The organism is Streptomyces anulatus, assembly GCF_014650675.1.
Lineage (GTDB): Bacteria > Actinomycetota > Actinomycetes > Streptomycetales > Streptomycetaceae > Streptomyces > Streptomyces anulatus.
On the sequence record NZ_BMVK01000001.1, the window covers coordinates 530,881 to 548,946 of the forward strand.

17 protein-coding genes are annotated in these 18,066 nt (G+C 72.2%); 9 read left to right on the forward strand and 8 right to left on the reverse strand.

The features are described from left to right. The first annotated feature begins 10 nt into the window (after positions 1-10). Complete coding sequence (locus IE272_RS02340; RefSeq protein ID WP_050357936.1) at positions 11-817, forward strand: site-2 protease family protein; 807 nt, start codon at positions 11-13, stop codon at positions 815-817. Positions 818-889: 72 nt separating this feature from the next. Here the strand turns inward: IE272_RS02340 and IE272_RS02345 are convergent, their stop codons facing one another. Both IE272_RS02345 and npdG read right to left on the reverse strand, forming a co-directional pair. Then, the gene (locus IE272_RS02345; protein WP_007458712.1) at positions 890-1,072 is read right to left on the reverse strand and encodes a hypothetical protein; all 183 of its coding nucleotides are present in this window, start codon (positions 1,070-1,072) and stop codon (positions 890-892) included. A gap of 88 nt (positions 1,073-1,160) precedes the next feature. Then, positions 1,161-1,871, reverse strand: coding sequence for an NADPH-dependent F420 reductase (gene npdG / locus IE272_RS02350; RefSeq protein WP_190006137.1), 711 nt, complete (start codon positions 1,869-1,871; stop codon positions 1,161-1,163). A 216-nt stretch (positions 1,872-2,087) separates the two neighbouring features. Here npdG and IE272_RS02355 point away from each other — a divergent pair, with 216 nt between their 5' ends. Next, positions 2,088-3,410 carry an MFS transporter gene (locus IE272_RS02355; protein WP_229897184.1) on the forward strand — a complete coding sequence of 441 codons (1,323 nt, stop codon included), beginning with the start codon at positions 2,088-2,090 and terminating at the stop codon, positions 3,408-3,410. 143 nt (positions 3,411-3,553) lie between these two features. Here IE272_RS02355 and IE272_RS02360 read toward each other — a convergent pair whose 3' ends face one another. Next, the gene (locus IE272_RS02360) at positions 3,554-3,817 is read right to left on the reverse strand and encodes a hypothetical protein (protein ID WP_050357934.1); all 264 of its coding nucleotides are present in this window, start codon (positions 3,815-3,817) and stop codon (positions 3,554-3,556) included. Positions 3,818-3,875: 58 nt separating this feature from the next. Between IE272_RS02360 and map the strand changes: the two genes are divergently transcribed. The 3 genes from map to IE272_RS02375 all read left to right on the forward strand — a co-directional run bounded on the left by map (position 3,876) and on the right by IE272_RS02375 (position 8,081). After that, positions 3,876-4,733 (forward strand): type I methionyl aminopeptidase, encoded by an 858-nt coding sequence (map, locus tag IE272_RS02365; protein ID WP_032794249.1) that lies wholly within the window; start codon positions 3,876-3,878, stop codon positions 4,731-4,733. A 207-nt stretch (positions 4,734-4,940) separates the two neighbouring features. After that, the gene (locus IE272_RS02370; protein ID WP_050357933.1) at positions 4,941-5,606 is read left to right on the forward strand and encodes a biliverdin-producing heme oxygenase; all 666 of its coding nucleotides are present in this window, start codon (positions 4,941-4,943) and stop codon (positions 5,604-5,606) included. A 276-nt stretch (positions 5,607-5,882) separates the two neighbouring features. Next, the gene (locus IE272_RS02375; RefSeq protein WP_229897185.1) at positions 5,883-8,081 is read left to right on the forward strand and encodes a trypsin-like serine protease; all 2,199 of its coding nucleotides are present in this window, start codon (positions 5,883-5,885) and stop codon (positions 8,079-8,081) included. Between the two features lie 29 nt (positions 8,082-8,110). Here IE272_RS02375 and IE272_RS02380 read toward each other — a convergent pair whose 3' ends face one another. From IE272_RS02380 to IE272_RS02390, 3 genes are all read right to left on the reverse strand, one after another. Next, the gene (locus IE272_RS02380) at positions 8,111-8,782 is read right to left on the reverse strand and encodes a PhzF family phenazine biosynthesis protein (RefSeq protein ID WP_056706569.1); all 672 of its coding nucleotides are present in this window, start codon (positions 8,780-8,782) and stop codon (positions 8,111-8,113) included. A gap of 121 nt (positions 8,783-8,903) precedes the next feature. Further along, a complete protein-coding gene (locus IE272_RS02385) occupies positions 8,904-10,532 on the reverse strand; it encodes an HtaA domain-containing protein (protein ID WP_190006138.1) in 1,629 nt (542 codons plus the stop codon). Between the two features lie 90 nt (positions 10,533-10,622). Next, positions 10,623-12,083 carry an HtaA domain-containing protein gene (locus IE272_RS02390; RefSeq protein ID WP_190006139.1) on the reverse strand — a complete coding sequence of 487 codons (1,461 nt, stop codon included), beginning with the start codon at positions 12,081-12,083 and terminating at the stop codon, positions 10,623-10,625. 134 nt (positions 12,084-12,217) lie between these two features. Here IE272_RS02390 and IE272_RS02395 point away from each other — a divergent pair, with 134 nt between their 5' ends. The 4 genes from IE272_RS02395 (at position 12,218) to IE272_RS02410 (ending at position 16,410) form a co-directional block, all read left to right on the forward strand. Continuing rightward, positions 12,218-13,318, forward strand: a complete 1,101-nt coding sequence (locus tag IE272_RS02395) for a heme/hemin ABC transporter substrate-binding protein (protein ID WP_190006140.1) — start codon at positions 12,218-12,220, stop codon at positions 13,316-13,318. Further along, positions 13,315-14,424, forward strand: a complete 1,110-nt coding sequence (locus tag IE272_RS02400) for a FecCD family ABC transporter permease (protein ID WP_056706578.1) — start codon at positions 13,315-13,317, stop codon at positions 14,422-14,424. The genes IE272_RS02395 and IE272_RS02400 overlap by 4 nt, the downstream gene beginning before the upstream one ends. Continuing rightward, a complete protein-coding gene (locus tag IE272_RS02405) occupies positions 14,421-15,260 on the forward strand; it encodes a heme ABC transporter ATP-binding protein (RefSeq protein WP_056706580.1) in 840 nt (279 codons plus the stop codon). Before IE272_RS02400 ends, IE272_RS02405 begins: the two co-directional genes overlap by 4 nt. A gap of 127 nt (positions 15,261-15,387) precedes the next feature. Then, positions 15,388-16,410, forward strand: a complete 1,023-nt coding sequence (locus tag IE272_RS02410; protein WP_190006141.1) for an SCO2278 family lipoprotein — start codon at positions 15,388-15,390, stop codon at positions 16,408-16,410. Positions 16,411-16,482: 72 nt separating this feature from the next. Here the strand turns inward: IE272_RS02410 and IE272_RS02415 are convergent, their stop codons facing one another. Both IE272_RS02415 and IE272_RS02420 read right to left on the reverse strand, forming a co-directional pair. Further along, the gene (locus IE272_RS02415; RefSeq protein ID WP_050357925.1) at positions 16,483-17,229 is read right to left on the reverse strand and encodes a bifunctional DNA primase/polymerase; all 747 of its coding nucleotides are present in this window, start codon (positions 17,227-17,229) and stop codon (positions 16,483-16,485) included. Between the two features lie 198 nt (positions 17,230-17,427). Continuing rightward, positions 17,428-18,057 (reverse strand): TetR/AcrR family transcriptional regulator, encoded by a 630-nt coding sequence (locus IE272_RS02420; RefSeq protein WP_050357924.1) that lies wholly within the window; start codon positions 18,055-18,057, stop codon positions 17,428-17,430. Between the last annotated feature and the right edge of the window lie 9 nt (positions 18,058-18,066).

Genomic DNA, 18,066 nt, shown 5'->3' on the forward strand with positions numbered 1-18,066 from the left:
CCGAGTGCCGATGACCACCGCAGCCACCCGCGGCGACCGGCGCATCAGCCCGGTCTTCCTCGGCATCGCCGCCGTCACCGCGGTCGCGGGCTGGGCGGTGTGGACGGGTTTCGCGGACGCCACCGGCTTCGCGGTGTTCCTGTTCGTCACCGGGGCGTGGATCGTCTCGCTCTGTCTGCACGAGTACGCGCACGCCCGTACCGCCCTGCACAGCGGGGACCTCTCGGTCGGGTCGAAGGGCTATCTGACGCTCAATCCGCTGAAGTACACGCACGCGCTGCTCAGCATCGTGCTGCCGGTGCTCTTCGTGATCATGGGCGGGATCGGGCTGCCCGGCGGCGCGGTGTACATCGAGCGCGGCCGGATCCACGGCCGCTGGAAGCACAGCCTGATCTCGGCGGCGGGCCCGCTGACGAACGTGGCGTTCGCGGTGGTGTGCACGGCCCCGTTCTGGCTGGACGCGCTCGACGGGGTGCCGCTCGCCTTCCGGTACGCGCTGGCGTTCCTGGCGATGCTCCAGGTGACGGCGGCGATCCTGAACTCCCTGCCGATCCCGGGGCTGGACGGGTACGGGGTGATCGAGCCGTGGCTCTCGTACCGGATCCGCCGCCAGGTCGAGCCGATCGCACCGTTCGGGCTGATCGCGGTGTTCGCGATCCTGTGGATCCCCGAGGTGAACATCGCGTTCTTCGACGCGATCCACGCGCTGCTGCGCGGGCTGGGCGTCGAGGAGTTCCAGCGGTACTGCGGCTACGACCTGTACCGCTTCTGGCGGGGCCTCTTCGACGAGCAGGACCCGGGCTGCGCGGTGGGCTGACCGCGCGGCGGTTCGGGCCTTTCGTCTGGATCAGGTCGCGAGCCCGGCCTGATCCAGACGAAAGGCCCCAGGTCAGCCCGCGTCGGCGGCGACGGCCAGCCGGTGCCTGCGGATGTAGAACCAGGTCATGTTCGACGAGAGCCCCGCGACGAGCACCCAGACGATCCCGAGCAGGCTGCCCTGCGCGAAGGAGACCACGGCGGCCACGACGGCGAGGACGCAGACGACGAGGGCGTAGAGAGCGATGCGGGGCATGGGGGTCGACTCCTGTCGGGAACGGGTCGCGGTCCCGTCCAGTGTCCCCCATGCCCCGTTGTGCCCTGACCGGGCCCGGCGGGGCCGGTCAGACGTCGGTGGTGCGCAGTCCGGCGTGGGCCTTGTAGCGGCGGTTGACCGAGATCAGGTTGGCGACCAGCGACTCGACCTGGTGGGCGTTGCGCAGCCGGCCGGCGAAGATGCCCCGCATGCCGGGGATCCGGCCGGCCAGCGCCTGCACGAGGTCCGTGTCGGCCCGCGCCTCGCCCAGGACCAGCACGTCGGTGTCGATCTCCTCGATGGACTCGTCCTGGAGCAGTACGGCCGAGAGGTGGTGGAAGGCCGCGGTGACCCGGGCGTCCGGCAGCAGGGCGGCGGCCTGTTCGGCGGCGCTGCCCTCCTCCGGCTTGAGGGCGTAGGCGCCCTTCTTGTCGAAGCCGAGGGGGTTGACGCAGTCGATCACGAGCTTGCCCGCGAGTTCCTCGCGCAGGGACTGAAGCGTCCTGGCGTGGCCGTCCCACGGCACGGCGACGATCACGATGTCGCTGCGCCGGGCGCACTCCGCGTTGTCCGCGCCCTCGACGCCGAGGCCCAGCTCGGCCGCGGCCTGCTCGGCGCGGGCCGCGTCCCGGGAGCCGAGGGTGACCTTCTGTCCGGCGCGGGCGAGCCGGTAGGCGAGGCCGCGCCCCTGCGGGCCGGTCCCGCCGAGCACGCCGACGCTCAGGCCGGAGACGTCGGGAAGGTCCCAGGGGTCCTTGGCGGGGGGCTTGGGCGCGCTGCCGCTGTCCTGTGTAGTCATGGGCCCGACCCTACTGCCAGGTAGCCCTCGGGAACCCGCCCCGGCGGGCCTCCGGTCCCGCTCGCCGAGCAGCCGTCACACGGTCACCGCTCGGCCCGCCGTTCGAGTGAGGAGGGGGCGGCCGGCGGACGTCGGCGGACCCGTTCGCCCGGCCCGGCGGGCGTCACGGAATATCGGCTTGCCCGAAACGCCCGGCAGTACGGATCATGGCCCTTCGTGACCTCAGCGCCTCCCTCGCCCCCGCCCTCCCCCGCACCCTCCTCACCGCTGTCGGCCCGGTTCCGCGCCCTGCTGCCGGACCTCTCGCCGTGGCGTTCCTCGGCGGACTTCCGGCTGCTGTGGGTCCAGGGCCTGATCACGTACTTCGGCAGCTTCATGGCGCTCATCGCGCTGCCGCTCCAGATCAAGGACCTCACGGGCTCCCCGCTCGCGGTCGGGGCGATGGGCGCGGTGGAGCTGGTGCCGCTGGTGGTCTTCGGGCTGTACGGCGGGGCGCTCGCGGACTCGGTGGACCGCCGCCGGGTCATCCTGCTCACCGAGGCGGGGCTCGGGGTGCTCGCCGCGATCCTGCTGGTGAACGCCCTGCTCCCGGAGCCGCTGCTGTGGCCGCTGTACGTGGTGGCCGGCGGGGTGTCCGCGCTCGCCGGGCTCCAGCGGCCCGCGCTGGACTCCCTGATGGCCCGGATCGTGCCGCACGCCCAGCAGACGGCGGCGGCCGCGCTGAACTCGCTGCGCTGGCAGATCGGGGCCATCGCGGGCCCGGCGCTGGCCGGTCTGGTGGTGGCGTACGCCGGTCACGGCACGGCGTACGGGGTGACGGTGTGCACGTTCGCCGCCTCCGTCGTGCTCTGTCTGCGGCTCTCCCCCGCACCGCCGGCGCGGGACGCGCAGAAGCCGTCGCTGCGCGGGATCGTCGAGGGGGCGCGGTACGCCTGGAGCCGGCCGGTGCTGTTGGGGACGTACGCGATCGACCTGGCGGCGATGTTCTTCGCCTTCCCGAACACGATCTTCCCGTTCCTGGCGGACGACCTGGACGCGGAGTGGTCGCTGGGCCTGATGTACGCGGCGGGCTCGGTCGGCTCGCTGGCACTGGGGCTGACCAGCGGCTGGACGAGCCGGGTGCGCAGACACGGGCTGTTCGTGGTGTTCGGCGCGGCGGCGTGGGGGCTTGCCATCGCCGCGGCGGGCTGGTTCTCCAGCGTGTGGGTGGTGCTGGTCTGTCTGGCCGTGGCGGGGGCGGGCGACATGCTGAGCGGGCTGGGGCGCGCGACCATCTGGAACCAGACGATCCCGGAGGAGCTGCGGGGCCGGCTGGCGGGCATCGAGGTGCTCTCGTACAGCGTCGGTCCGCAGCTGGGCCAGGTGCGGGCCGGGGCGATGGCGGGCTGGACGGGGACCCGGTCGGCGATCTGGACGGGCGGGGTGGCGTGCGTGGCGTCGGTGGTGCTGTTGACCGCCGCGCTGCCGAAGCTGGTGCGGTACGACTCCGAGACGGATGAGGACGCGGTGCGGAGGCGGGAGGCGCGGGCGGAGGCGTGAGCCGTGCGCCCGGCCGGTGCCGGGCTCCCGGGGCTCCGCCCCCGTCCCCGCTCCTCAAGCGCCGGAGGGGCTGGAAAAGATGTCCTCAATCGCCGGACGGGCTTGATGTGCCCCCGGGCGGGTCCCGCGGGGAAAGACCGTCCTCAATCGCCGGACGGGCTCGGGTTGCCCCCGGACGGGCCGGGGTTGCCCTTGCCCTTGTCCTCGTCGTGCCATTTGGGGTCGGTGTCCCACTCCAGGTTCCGGTCGCGCGCCGTGTCCATCGCGTGCTGTGCCGCCTCGCGGGAGGTGTAGGGGCCGAACCGGTTCTGCGCCGGGCACTCCGGGCCCTCCTCGACCTTCTTGTGCTCCAGGCAGTAGTACCATTCGCCCGGTTTGCCTACCGTGCGCTTCTTGAACAGGGCCATCGACGGCTCCTTTCCTTATCGCCATGGTGCCCCGGGGCCGCTGGTTAGACTCGCTGGCATGTCTGGCCAGTCGCTTCTCGTACCAGGGGAGATCACTCCCGTCCGTTCCGTACCCGGAAACATCCGGCGTCCCGAGTACGTGGGGAAGCCGGCCCCGACGCCGTACACCGGCCCGGAGGTCCAGGACTCCGACACCGTGGAGCGGATGCGCATCGCGGGCCGCATCGCCGCGCAGGCGATGGAGGAGGCCGCCAAGCACATCGCCCCGGGGGTCACCACGGACGAGCTCGACCGGGTCGCCCACGACTTCATGGTCGATCACGGCGCGTACCCCTCCACGCTCGGCTACCGGGGCTTCCCGAAATCGCTGTGCACCTCGCTCAACGAGGTCATCTGCCACGGCATCCCCGACTCCACCGTGCTGCGCGACGGCGACATCGTGAACCTGGACGTCACCGCGTACATCAACGGGGTGCACGGCGACAACAACGCCACCTACCTCTGCGGCGACGTGGACGAGGAGTCGCGGCTGCTGGTCGAGCGCACCCGGGAGTCGCTGAACCGCGCCATCAAGGCGGTCAGGCCCGGGCGCCAGATCAATGTGATCGGCCGGGTCATCGAGTCGTACGCGAAGCGGTTCGGCTACGGGGTCGTCCGCGACTTCACCGGGCACGGGATCAACTCCTCGTTCCACTCCGGCCTGATCATCCCGCACTACGACAGCCCGCACGCCACCACGGTGATGCAGCCGGGGATGACGTTCACCATCGAGCCGATGCTGACGCTGGGCACCCACGAGTACGACCTGTGGGAGGACGGCTGGACCGTGGTGACGAAGGACCGGAAGCGGACGGCCCAGTTCGAGCACACGCTGGTGGTCACGGAGACCGGAGCGGAGATCCTCACCCTCCCGTAAATCACCCCAAAGCTCACATAACAGCACCCTTCACTCCCCCTGAGCGTAGTCTTTTACCGACAGGCAGTCGGGAACCAGTTGACTTAGGTAAACCTAAGTAGGAGGATCGGGCGTATCGGCACGCGCCGCCGCACCGTTGCGGCGGTCACTGCCGATATATCCGTCTCTTTCTGGACTTCCCGTCCCCTCGGTCCCCGGAGGCCCGCCTTGGACGCAACCGCCACCGTCACTCCCTTCTCGACGCTCATCCGCACCGCGTCGCACGAGCAGCACACCGAGGCCGAGACCTCGACCTTCATGAGTGACCTGCTCGGCGGGCGGCTGGGAGTGGACGCCTACACGCGCTACACCGAGCAACTGTGGTTCGTGTACCGGGCGCTGGAGGAGGGCGCGGAGGCCCTGCGCGACGACCCGGTCGCCGGCCCGTTCATACAGCCGGAGCTGATGCGCTCCACCGAGCTGGAGCGCGACCTGGCGCACCTGCGCGGGGCCGACTGGCGCGAGGGCGTCGAGCCGCTGCCCGCCACCGCCGCGTACGCGGCCCGGGTCGCGGAGTGCGCACGCACCTGGCCCGCCGGCTACATCGCCCACCACTACACGCGCTACCTCGGCGACCTCTCGGGCGGTCAGATCATCCGCGACAAGGCGGAGAAGACCTGGGGCTTCGAGCGCAAGGGCGACGGCGTGCGCTTCTACGTCTTCGAGGAGATCACCAACCCGGCCGCGTTCAAGCGGGGTTACCGCGAGCTGCTGGACGCGGTGAACGCGGACGACCTGGAGAAGCAGCGCATCATCGAGGAGTGCAAGCGGGCCTTCGCACTGAATACCGCGGTCTTCCGCGAACTGGGCGAGGTCTTCCCGCTCAGCGCGTGACCGAGCGCGGGCGAATGCGCCCGTAAGCGTGCGGCTCCACCGGATTCCGGTGGAGCCGCACGCTTTTTCCTCTTCCTCTTCTTCGCGCACGAAATGAGGAATGCCGGTTCGACACAAGGTGTTTGACGCTCCAACAACCTGCGGGTAGATTCCGGAGGCGTCTTCACCGCATATTCACATGACATTCGGGCGGGGGGCCCGGATATGTACGGATGTCATGCCTGAAAGGGATTTCCCTCCGCCGGTTCATATCCGTCTACCGACAGGAAATCCACCGTGCTTCACCTCCGCCCCCGTGCGGCTGTGACGAGCGGGCTGCTGGCAGCCGCCCTCGTCTCAGGCACCTTTCTGGCTCCCGCGGCACACGCCGTGGTGGGAACCCCCTCCGCCGACAACGCCTACGCGTTCACCGCGCGGCTCGACATAGGCGACGGAAAGCGCGCGTGCTCCGCCACGCTCGTCGACCGTGACTGGCTGCTGACGGCGGCCAGTTGCTTCGCGGACAACCCGGCCGCCCCCCAGCAGCTCCTGCCGGGCGCGCCGAAGGACGCCACCACGGCCGTCATCGGCCGTACCGACAGCACCACCACCGCGGGACAGGTCCGCACGGTGGTCCGGCTCGTGCCCCGCGCCGACCGTGACCTGGTGCTGGCCCGGCTGTCCAAGCCGGTCACCACCATCGCCCCGGCCGCCCTCGCCACGACCGCGCCCGCCCCGGGCGAGACCCTCACCGGCACCGGCTTCGGCCGGACCGCCGACGAGTGGGCCCCGATCAAGATGCACCAGGGCCGCTTCACGGTCGACGGGTCGGACGCCACCACCGTGAACATCACCGGGGTGGACGGCGCGGCCGTGTGCGCCGGCGACACCGGCGGCTCCGTCTTCCGCGAGCAGGGCGGCTCCGTCGCCCTCGTCGGTGTGAACAGCCGCTCCTGGCAGGGTGGTTGCTTCGGCACCGACGCCGCGGAGACCCGTACCGGCGCGGTGGAGAGCCGTGTGGACGACCTCCAGGGGTGGCTCACGGAGACCGTGACCGCGCCGGAGTTCGTCGACTACAACGGCGACGGCCACCGCGACGTCGCCGTCGCCGACCCGAAGGCGGCGGTGGGCACCGCGGCCGAGGCCGGTCTCGTCCGTGTCGTATACGGCAACGGGGTCGCCCCGTCCGAGGTGATCCAGGGCGGACCGGGCGTCGGCGGCGGGCCGGAGGCCAAGGACGGCTTCGGCGCCGCGCTGGCTCCGGTCGACTTCAACGCCGACGGCTACACCGACCTGGTGGTCGGCACGCCCAACGAGGACATCGGCAACGTCGCCGACGCGGGCCTGGTCCAGGTCGTGTACGGCTCCCCCGCGGGCCTGGGCAAGGGCCGCGGCGGAACGACGTTCGAGCAGGGCGCCGGCACCGGTGCGTTCGCCTCCTCGGCCTCCGAGGCCAAGGACTACCTGGGCTTCTCGCTCGCTGCCGGGAACACCGCCGCCGGTGACCCGTACATCCTGATCGGTGCGCCCGGCGAGGACCTGGAACCCATCGTGGACGCGGGCAACGCGTTCTACGTACGGGGCACCACCAGCGTCTCGGTCAACCAGGGCAAGGACGACATCGGCGGCGAGGCGGAGGCCGGTGACCAGTTCGGCTACTCCGTCGCGGGTTCGCCGAACCACCTCGCGATCGGCATCCCGAACGAGGCCATCGGAACCGTCGCGGACACCGGCGGCATGCAGATCCTCAAGCACGACCTGAACGCCAACAAGGTCCCGACGCCGGTGAAGTCGCTCCACCAGGACACCGACGGCATCAGCGGTGGGTCCGAGGCGGGCGACCTCTTCGGCAAGGCGCTGTCCATGGCCTCCTACCGGCCCGCGGGCGCCGCAACGGACGGCGACTCGATCATCGCCGTCGGTTCGCCGGGCGAGGGCATCGAGGTCGAGGGCGTCGACAAGACGGCCGCGGGCCGCGTGGTCACCCTGCGCGTCACCGCGGGCGGTGCGGTCAGCGAACTCCAGGACATCCAGCAGGAGAAGACCGACGTCACCGGGGCAGCCGAGGCGGGCGACCGGTTCGGCGAGCAGGTCACCGTCGTCAACACCTCCCCCCGGAACGTCGGTTCGACCACGTCCATGCTGCTGGCCGTCGGTATCCCGGGGGAGAACGAGGGCACGGTCGTGGACTCCGGCGCCGTCCAGACGTTCTCGCTGCTCGGTGCTCCGGGTCTCACCGACCGCTGGATCGTTCCCGGCGCCGCTCCCGGCCTGCCGGGTGTCCCGGGCGCCAACCAGCTGCTCGGCACCAGCATCACCGCCACCGCCACGCACCTGTACATCGGCACGCCCAACGGTCCCGGCGCCCGTGGCGCCGCGCACCTGATGCCGTGGTCCAACGTCACCGGCGGCGCGGTCGCGCCCGTGACCAGCTATGAGCCGGGCAAGGACGGCCTCCCGGCCGTCGGCAAGGCGTTCGGCGCCGCGATCCAGTAGCCCAGGAGATGCGGACGGGCCGTCCGGGGTCAGCCCCGGACGGCCATCAGGACGCGGCCCCCGACCTCCACCGTGCCGTCCGGCGCGGGTGCGGTGAGGATCTGGGAGCCGCGTCCCTGCGTGATGTTCAGGGCCCGGCCGAGCCGCGCGCTGAGCAGCAGGGCCGCCGCGCCCGTCGCCTCGTCCTCGACGATCGCGTCCCCGCGCCTCGGGAAGGCCCGTGCGCGCACCCGCCCGGCCGCCTCGTCCTCCCAGGCCCAGACGTAGAGCCACCCCTCACCGGGCGGTGGGCCCTCCAGCGCCTCGACCTCGGCGGCGCTCGCGTACTGCTGGAGCGTGCGCGGCGGGACCCACTCGGGGCGGGCGGTGATCCAGGTGAACTCCCCGTCCTGGCGCGCGAACACGTCCCCGACCGCCAGTTCCAGGACCTCCAGGTCCAGCAGCCAGGCGGTGCCCACGAGCGGGTGTCCGGCGAACGGCAGCCGGAGCCCCGGGGTGTGGATGTCCACCCGCCCGCGCTCCGGATCGTCGACGAACACGGTCTCGCTGAAGCCGAGACGCCGGGCCAGCAGTTGCCGGGAGGCCTCGTCGGGGTGGCTGCTTCCGTCGCGTACGACGCCCAGCGCGTTGCCGTGCCGGCCGTCGGGTCCGCAGAACACCCGCAGGACGTCGATGCCCCGGGGTACGTCGTAGTCGCTCACGTGGGCATTCAAGCACTGCCGGGCGGCGGGACGGGAACCGGCGGGGTACGGCAGCGGGGCCGTACCGGGAAGTGGTGAGCTTCCGGTACGGCCCCGGGCAGTGCGGGTGGTGCGGGGTGGATCAGGCGGTGGCGTCGCGACGGCGGCGCGCCGCGATCACGACGCCCGCGCCGGCCGCGACGACGACACCGGAGGCGGCGATCAGGGCGCCGGTCGGGACGTCGGAGCCGGTGGCGGCCAGGGCGCCGGAGCCGCCGACCGTGCCGCCGGTGGAGCCGCCGCCGACCGTGCCACCGCCGCCGGTGGTCGAACCGCCCGCCGTGGAACCGCCGGTGGAGCCCGAACCGCCGGTGGAACCGGAGCCACCGGTGGAGCCGCCCGGAAGCTGGGCGTCCTTGTCGAGGGAGACCACGGCGTTGAGGGCGTCGAGCTGCTCGCCCTTCTTGTAGAAGCCGCCGAACGCCTTGGCGCCGCCCTCGGTGAGCGTCACCGGGATGTCCTTGAGGTTCACGATGCCGCCCTTGGCGGCGAGCGCGCCCGCGGGCACCTTCAGGTCGGCGAGGTCCACGCCGGTCAACTTGTCGACCTTCGGGTTCGGGTTCGTCCCGGTCGGGAGCGCCTTGGTGGAGACGTCGGCGACGAGCTTGCCGGAGGTGCCCTTGACGTCGACCTTCAGGTTGCTGAGGGAGAGGTCGAGCTCGTACGCGCCGTCCTTCTCGTGGCCGAGGAAGCGCACCTGGCCCTGGAACGCGGCGTTCAGCGTGTTCTTGTCGGCGTCGAGATGACCGGTGGCCCTGCTGAAGCGGTAGACGTCGCCTGCGGTGGTCGCGCCGCCGCTCGTCTCGACCTTTCCGCGCGCGATCGGACCGACGACGTAGGAGCGGAACTTCTCCTTGACGCCCCAGTTCAGGGTGCCGTCGACGACCGGGCCGCTGACGGGCGCGGCGGTCTCGGAGGCGGACGGCGTCGGGCCGGTCGTCGGCTCCTCGGAGGGCTCCTTGCTCGGGTCCTTGGAAGGCTCCTTGCTCGGGTCCTTGGAGGGCTCCTTGGACGGGTCGTCGCTCGGGTCCTTGCTCGGGTCCTTCGACGGGTCCGGGTCGGGCGCGGCGGTCTTGACCGTCAGGGTCGCCGCGTCGAGCGCGGAGCCCTCCGCGTAGAAGCCGCCGAAGGCGTCCACGCCGTCGGCGGTCAGCTTGGCGGGGATGTCGGAGAAGACCATCGCGCCGCCCGCGCCGCCGCCCCGCTCGGCCTTGGTCATGTCCAGATCGGCGATCGGGGCGTCGTTCTTGGTGACGACGGTGCCGTCCATCTTCTTGCTGGTGAAGTCGGCGGTGATGGTGCCGGTCTGACGGCCCGTGCCGGTCTTGATGTCGCTCAGCTTGACGTCGAGGACGCCCTCGTGGCCCTCGAACCGGACGCCGCCCTTGAAGGCGGTCCGTGATTCGTGCGTCCCGGTGTCGTAGGTGCCCGTGCCGCCGGTGAAGGTGAACACACCGTTGCCGGCGGCCTGCTGGGCGCCGTCCGTGACCGTGATCTTGCCGTGGGCGATGGGACCGATCACGTACTTGCGGAAGTTCGCGTGAATGCCCCAGTCCAACGTGCCGTCCACCAGTTCCAGCTTCGGGGCCGCGGCGGGCGCGGCCTCGGAGGAGTCGTCGGCGGCGAGGGCTGGAAGGGCGAAGGTCGCGCCCAGGACGGCGGCCGTGGCGACGGCCGCGGCGAGAGTTATGGGGCGGCGGTTTGCTGCCATGTCGGTGGGTCTCCTTGCGGAACGGGGGGAGGGGGAAGAGAGGCGCGGGGGGAGGGGGTGACGACCCATAAGGCGCTCATGGGTGCCGGGTCAGGAGGTCTTGGGGGCGTCGGAGCCCGTGGTGGCGTCGGCACCCTGTGGGGCCCCGCGACGGCGCAGACCGAAGAAGGCCCCGGCCGCGACGAGCAGCAGCACTCCGCCGCCGACGGCCGCCCAGGTGCCGGCGCCCGGGCCGGAGTCGGAGGAGGCGGCCGCCGGTGCGGCGGAGGGCTCCTCGACTGCCTTCTTCGTGGGCTCGGCGGCCGCTGTCGGCTCGCTGCCGAGGTCCGGCAGCGCGGGCAGTCGGGCCTTCTCGTCGACGGCCACGGCGAGCGAGACCGGGTCCATCGCGGTACCCGCCTTGTACATGGAGCCGAACGCCTTGGCGCCGTCGGCGGTGAGGGTGGCGGGGACCTCGGTGAGGACGGCGAGACCCTCCTTCGGCGCGAGGTCCTTCGCGGGGAAGGTGATGAGGGGCACGTCCTCGCGGGTGGCGCCCTCGCTCGTGACGTCCGCCGACAGGGTGCCCTCGCCCTTGGCGACGGCGACGGTGACGCCGGCGAACTTCAGGTCGAGGTCGTGGGCGCCGGTGAAGCGGATGCTGCCGCTGAAGTCCGCGTCCAGCGTCTGCTTCTTCGCGTCGTACGTCCCCTTGCCCTGCGGGAAGCGGAACAGCGCTCCGCCGTCCTGGGCGCCGTCGGCGAGCGTCCACTTGCCCTGGCCGATGGAGCCGGTGACGTACTCGCGGAAGGTGCGGCGTACGCCCCAGTCGACGGCGGCGTCCTCGAAGCGGCCCGCCTTCTCCTTCTTCGCCGCCTTCTCCTCGTCCTTCTTCCCGCCCTCGTCCTTCTTCTCGTCCGGGGCGGACGGCTTCGGCTCGGCGGCCGCGCCCCGGGTGTCGACGGAGAGGCTGATCGGGTCGAGCGGGGTGCCCGCGGTGTAGTAGCCGGCGAAGGCGGAGGCGCCCTGGGAGGTCAGCGTCGCGGGGACGTCGGTGAGGGCGATGGGGGTGGAACCGCCCTTCATGTCGATCCCGCCGAGGCCGAGCGAGGCCAGCGGCACCTGGGAGCGGTTGGAGACCTTCCCGGTCCCCCGCTCCTTGCTGACCATGTCCGCGTAGAGCGTGCCGCTGCCGCCGCTGATCCGGACGGTGGGGCGGCTGATCGTGAGGTCCAGTTCGTTGCTGCCGTCGGGCTTCCGATGGCCGGTGAAGTGCACGCCGCCGGAGAAGCCGGAGTTGAACGCTCCGGTGTCCGGGTCGTAGGAGCCGGTCGCCGAGTGGAAGCGGAACTGGCTGCCGCCGACCGTGGCCGCGCCGCCGGTGAGGCTCCAACTGCCGCTCGCGATGGGGCCGGTGACGTAGCTCTGGAAGGAGGACTTGATGCCCCAGTCCAGTCGGCCGCCCTGCACCGTACGGCTTGCCGCTTGCGCGGTGGCGGCGGGGAGCAGGGCCCCCAGCAGTACCGCGAGGAGCGCGACGGCGAGCGCGCGGGCGGATCTGGACGACAGCATGGGGCCCCTCCGAGGACTGGATACTCAGGTAAGGCTAACCTAAGGTATTCCCAGCCCTGGCCGGAACCCCCTCCGGTCACGCCGCTACCGGCGAACGGCCGACCGCACGCCGCAGAACGACAGGACGGTGCCCCGTGCACATCTCGCAGGCCTTCGCCACGAGGAGCCCCGAGGGCTTCGAGGGCCCGGACGCCGGACGGATGCGTGCCCGCCGTCCGGCCAGGGGCAGGGCGGCCGCCGCCCTCACCGCCGCCGTGGCCTTCGCCCTGGTCCTGACCGGCTGCGGCGGGGGCGGAGGCGGCGGCTCCGCGCCGAAGTCCGCCGGGAGCGCCGCCGACGCCGACCGGGTCGAGCCGCTGGCCGCCCCGCCCGCGCCGAAGCTGCCGGTGACGGTCGACTCGGCGGACGGCGCGAAGGTCACCATCGACTCCACCGACCGGATCGTGCCGCTGACCGGGTCGCTGAGCGAGATCGTCTTCACCCTCGGCTTCGGGAAGCAGGTGGTCGCCCGGGACATCACCGCCACCTTCGAACAGGCCGAGAAGCTCCCGGTGGTGACCCGTGCCCACGACGTATCGGCGGAGAGCGTGCTCTCGCTGAAGCCGACGATCGTCCTCGCCGACACCACCACCGGGCCGGCCGAGGCGATCGACCAGATCCGCGACGCGGGCATCCCGCTGCTCGTCGTCGAGCCCGCCAAGGAGCTCGCCGACGTCGGCCGCCGTATCGACACCGTCGCCGAGGCCCTCGGCGTACCGTCCGCCGGAACGGAGCTCAAGGAGCGCACGGAGTCCCGGATCGCCGCCGTCCAGAAGTCGATCCCGGACCACGCGGACGGCGAGAAGCCCCGGGTCGCCTTCCTCTACCTGCGCGGCTCGGCCTCCGTCTATCTGCTGGGCGGCGCGGAGTCCGGGGCCAGTTCGCTGCTGGAGGCGGCGGGCGCGGTCGACGCGGGCAAGGAGTCGGGCCTGGACAAGGACTTCACCGCCATCACCAGCGAGGCCCTCGCCAAGGCCGCGCCGGACGCGATCCTCGTGATGAGCAAGGGGCTCGCGTCGGTGGACGGCATGGACGGCCTGGTGAAGATCCCCGGCATCGCGGAGACCCCGGCCGGGATGGACCGCCGGGTCGTCTCGATCGACGACGGGGTGCTGCTCAACTACGGGCCGCGCACCGACCGGGTGCTCACCGAGATCGTCGAGCAGCTGTACGCGAAGGGCGGCACGGGCCAGTGACCACCTCGTACGAGGAACGCACCGGGACCGTGGAGAAGTCCCCGGGCGAAGAAGCGGACGCGGTCGCTCCCCGGTCCCCCCGGAGCAGGGCGTTCGTGCTCACCGCGGCGCTCTCCCTCGCTCTGCTCGTCGGCTGTCTGCTGTCCGCGGCGATCGGCGCGTACTCCATCCCGCTCGGCGACGTCCTGTCCTCCGTGCAGCACCGGATCGGGCTCGGCGGCCAGGAGTTGGACCGGGTGGGTGAGAGCGTCCTGTGGAACGTGCGGCTCCCCCGGGTCGTCCTCGCCCTGCTCGTCGGGGCCTCCCTCGGCTGTGCGGGCGCCCTGATGCAGGGCGTGTTCGGGAACCCGCTCGCCGAGCCCGGCGTGATCGGCATCTCGGCGGGCGCGGCCGTGGGCGCGGTCGCCTCGATCGCGCTCGGCCTGAGCTTCTTCGGCAACTGGACCATCACCGTCTGCGCGTTCGTCGCGGGCCTGGTCACGGTGCTGCTCGTCTACACGCTCTCGCGGTCCGGCGGCCGGACCGAAGTGGTGACGCTGATCCTCACCGGTATCGCCGTCAACGCGTTCGCGGGCGCGCTGATCGGACTCTTCATCTTCTTCGCGGACAACGCTCAGATCACCCAGATCACCTTCTGGCAGCTCGGTTCGCTCTCCCAGGCGACCTGGCCCAAGGTGCTCGCCGTGCTGCCGTGCGCGCTCGCGGGTCTCCTCATCGCCCCGTTCTACGCCCGCAAGCTGGACCTGCTGGCCCTCGGCGAGCGGCCCGCCCGGCACCTGGGCGTGGACGTGGAGCGGCTGCGGATCGTGCTGGTGCTGGTGGTGGCGCTGCTGACGGCCGCCGCGGTCGCCGTCGCCGGGATCATCTCCTTCGTCGGGCTGCTCGTGCCGCATCTGCTGCGGATGGCGAACGGCCCCGGCCACCGTTTCCTCGTCCCGGGCTCCGCGCTCGGCGGCGCCCTGGTCCTGGTGGCGGGCGACCTCGCGGCCCGTACGGTGGCGGCCCCCGCCGAGCTGCCGCTCGGGGTGCTGACCGCGCTCTTCGGCAGCCCGTTCTTCTTCTGGCTGCTGCGCAGGACCCGTCGTAAGCAAGGTGGTTGGGCATGAGGACGCTGAGAGACCTGTTCGCGGTACGCACCCGGGAGCTGCCGTCGCCCGTCGCCCCCGGGTCCCCCGCCGTCGAGGCGGTCGGCCTTTCGGTCCGGCTCGGGCAGCGGCAGGTTCTGGACTCCGTCGGTCTGACCGCGCACGCGGGCGAGGTGGTCGCGCTGGTCGGGCCGAACGGCGCGGGCAAGTCGACGCTGCTGGCGGCGCTGGCCGCCGATCTGCCCGCCGGGAGCGGCGAGGTGCGGATCGACGGGCGTCCGGCCGCCGCGTGGTCCGCGCCCGAACTGGCGCTGCGCCGCTCGGTGCTGCCGCAGTCCGCCGCGCTGTCCTTCCCGTTCCCGGTGGAGGACGTCGTACGGATGGGGCGGGCGCCCTGGGCCGGTACGGAGCGGGAGGACGAGGACGACGCGGCGGTGGCCGCGGCGATGGCGGCGACCGAGGTGACCCGGTTCGCGGGCCGGCCGTTCTCGGCGTTGTCGGGCGGCGAGAAGGCCCGGGTGGCGCTGGCCCGGGTACTGGCGCAGCGGGCGCCGCTGATGCTGCTCGACGAGCCGACCGCCGCGCTGGACCTGCGCCACCAGGAGCTGGTGCTGCGGATCTGCCGGGACCGTGCCGCCGCCGGGGACGCGGTGGTGGTCGTGCTGCACGACCTCGGCCTCGCCGCGGCGTACGCGGACCGGGCGGCCGTCCTGCACGAGGGGCGGATCGCGGAACTGGGTCCGCCGGACGAGGTGTTCAGCGGCGAGCTGCTCGGTGAGGTCTACCGGCAGCCGGTGGAGGTCTTCCCCCATCCCCGTACGGGCAGGCCGCTGATCGTGCCGGTGCGCCGGGCCTGAGGCGGCTTCCGCCGCCAGGTCACGGTGTGGACGCTGTATCCGGTCCCCGCCCGCACGCCGTCCGCCGCCCCGGTAGGGTTTCGACGGTCAGTGCGGGCGACGGATTCAGAAGGCGCAGAAGCAACGGATGACGAGACACCCTGGGCTGGGCCGGCTGACGGCGGGGCTCGCGACGGCGACGGTGCTGTGCGTGACGGCGAGCGGCTGTGTGACGGTGCACGGGGAGCTGGAAGTGCTGCCCGGGGCGAAGAAGCCGGAGGCCGCGCAGGCGCTCAAGGACTTCACCGACGCCTACAACGCGGCGGACAAGGCGTTCGATCCGGCGCTGGACGCGGACCGGGTGACGGGTTCGCTCGGCGCGATCAACCAGGCCGGGCTGAAGGCGCGGCAGACGTACAACCCCGAAGGCAACAAGGCGCACAAGCCGCTGGTGCTGGACGACGCGACGTACATCATCCCCAAGAAGGCGGGCTGGCCGCGCTGGTTCCTCGCGGACACCGACTCCAACCGTGACCAGGACGGCGGGAAGCTGGACACCCGCTGGCTGGTGGTGTTCGTACGGTCGGGCCCCGACGCCCTGTGGAAGGCGTCGTATCTCGCGGTCGTCCCGCCGTCCCAGGTACCGGAGTTCACCCTGGACGAGGACGGGTTCGCCACCCCGGTGAAGCCCGGGGACGACAGCCTGGCCGTGGCGCCCGCGGAGCTGAGCGCCTCGTACGCCGGCTATCTGCAGAGCGGCGCCCCGGATGTGTTCACGCCCTCCACGGCGACTTCGGGCTGGCGCGAGACGCGCCGCACCACCCGGCGGGCGGGGTTCTCGTACCAGTACGTCGACCAGCCGCTGACGAGTGCGGCGTTCGCACCGCTCGGACTGCGCACCGAGGACGGCGGGGCGCTGGTCTTCTTCAGCAGCAAGCACTTCGAGCGGCAGACCGCGGCGAAGGGGCTGCGGCCCGAGGTCAACGCGGACGTGAAGGCGCTGCTCACCGGCGAGGTGAACAGCAGCCTCACCAAGGAGCGGGTCTCCAGCCAGCTGGTGCACGTTCCGCCGCGCGAGGCGGCGGCCGGCTCCGAGTCGGGCTCCGGATCCGGCGGCAAGGTGCGGATGCTGAACCGGCTGCCCGGCCTGGTCGCGGCGAAGGGCGAGTAGCGGCGCGGGGCGCCGCGCCACCGGTTGTCCGACGACGCCCGGCCGGGCGTCGTCGGACAACCGGACGACGGCTCAGCGGCTCAGCGGCCAGGCGATCGAGTCGTGATCCAGTTCGCTCTGCTCGGCACTGCCCGCGTACCGGGCGCAGGCGTCGGTGAGCGTCTCCAGCAGGGTCAGCGGGTCGGGCAGCTCGTGCTCGGGGCCGCGTACCCAGTGGACGTCGAGCTCACCGGGGAGCCGGGCGGGCGGCAGGAGGACGTAGCTGCCCCGGCAGTGCCAGCGCAGGCCCGGGTGGGCGTCCATGGTCTCGGGGTGGCAGTCCAGCTCGCAGGGCCACCACTCGTCCTCGTCCTCGGGGGTGCCGCGGGTGGCGGTGAAGAAGAGCATCCGGTCCTCGCCGGACTGGGCGACCGGGCCGACGTCGATACCCGCGTCGAGAAGACGCTCCAGGGCGCTGCGGCCCGCGGTGAGCGGGACGTCCAGCACGTCGTGGATCATGCCGGTCGCGGTGATGAAGTTGGCCAGCGGCTGGCTGCCGGCCCAGCGCTCGATCTGGGCGCGGTCCGTGGTCGACTGCGTCTGCCAGGCGAAGGAGATGGGATGCCGGGCGGGGGTGGGACAGCCGATGCGTTCGCACGAACATCGGTATCCGAGGGGGTGGGCGGCGGGGGCGATGGGCATGCCCGCGTCGGCGACCGCCAGGAGCAGCGCGACCCTGGCCGACTCGTCGGCCTCGGCCCCCGGTGCTTTGGGACGTCGCCGCAGCCACTGGGAGATCCTGCTCTCTGTGCCGCGGAAACGGCCGGAATCGGCGCCCATCTATCCCCTCACCTCAGCAGTTCACCTCAGCGTTGCCTGTCCATCGTCGCACCATCCTGCGGTTCGGGTGGCCAGAGTTCACCAGCGGGGCCGTGTACCACTGCACCGAGTGAGCACCATCACGCCCGATGTCACCCCATACCGGACGTCTCAGCCCATTGCCGGTGGGGACCCGAGGTCCGCCGCCGGGCTCTCGGGTCAGGGTCGCGGGGTGAGCCCGCCGAGGGCGTAGTCGACGATCGCGTCGGCGTACGCATGGGTGAGCGGCAGGGTCCGCAGCAGCCAGCGGTGCATCAGCGGGCCGATGAGCAGCTCCAGGGCGATCCGGGGGTCGGCGTCGGCGCGCAGGTCCCCGGCCTCCTGGGCGGCCCGCAGGCGTGTGACGTACAACGCGAGCTGCGGTTCGAGCAGCTTCGTGACGAATTCGGCGCCCAGCTTCGCGTCGACGATGCCCTCGGCGGTCAGCGCGCGGGTGGGGACCGCCAGCGCCGGGTCGTTCAGCTCGTCGACGGTGGCCCGCAGGACGAGCTTGAGGTCGGCGGTCAGGTCGCCGGTGTCAGGGATGCCCTGCGCGGTGTCGCCGGACTGCGGTCCGGCCTCCTCGGCGGCCCGGCCCGCCAGGTCGAGGAAGGCCTCCATCAGCACGGCGGCCTTGGAGGGCCACCAGCGGTAGATGGTCTGCTTGCCGACCCCGGCGCGGGCGGCGATACCCTCGATCGTCGTGCGCCGGTAGCCCACCTCTCCGACGAGGGCGAGGGCGGCGTCGTGGATCGCGCGGCGGGAGCGGTCGCTGCGGCGGCTGGAGTCGGGTGCCTTGGTGGATGCCATACGCCCAAT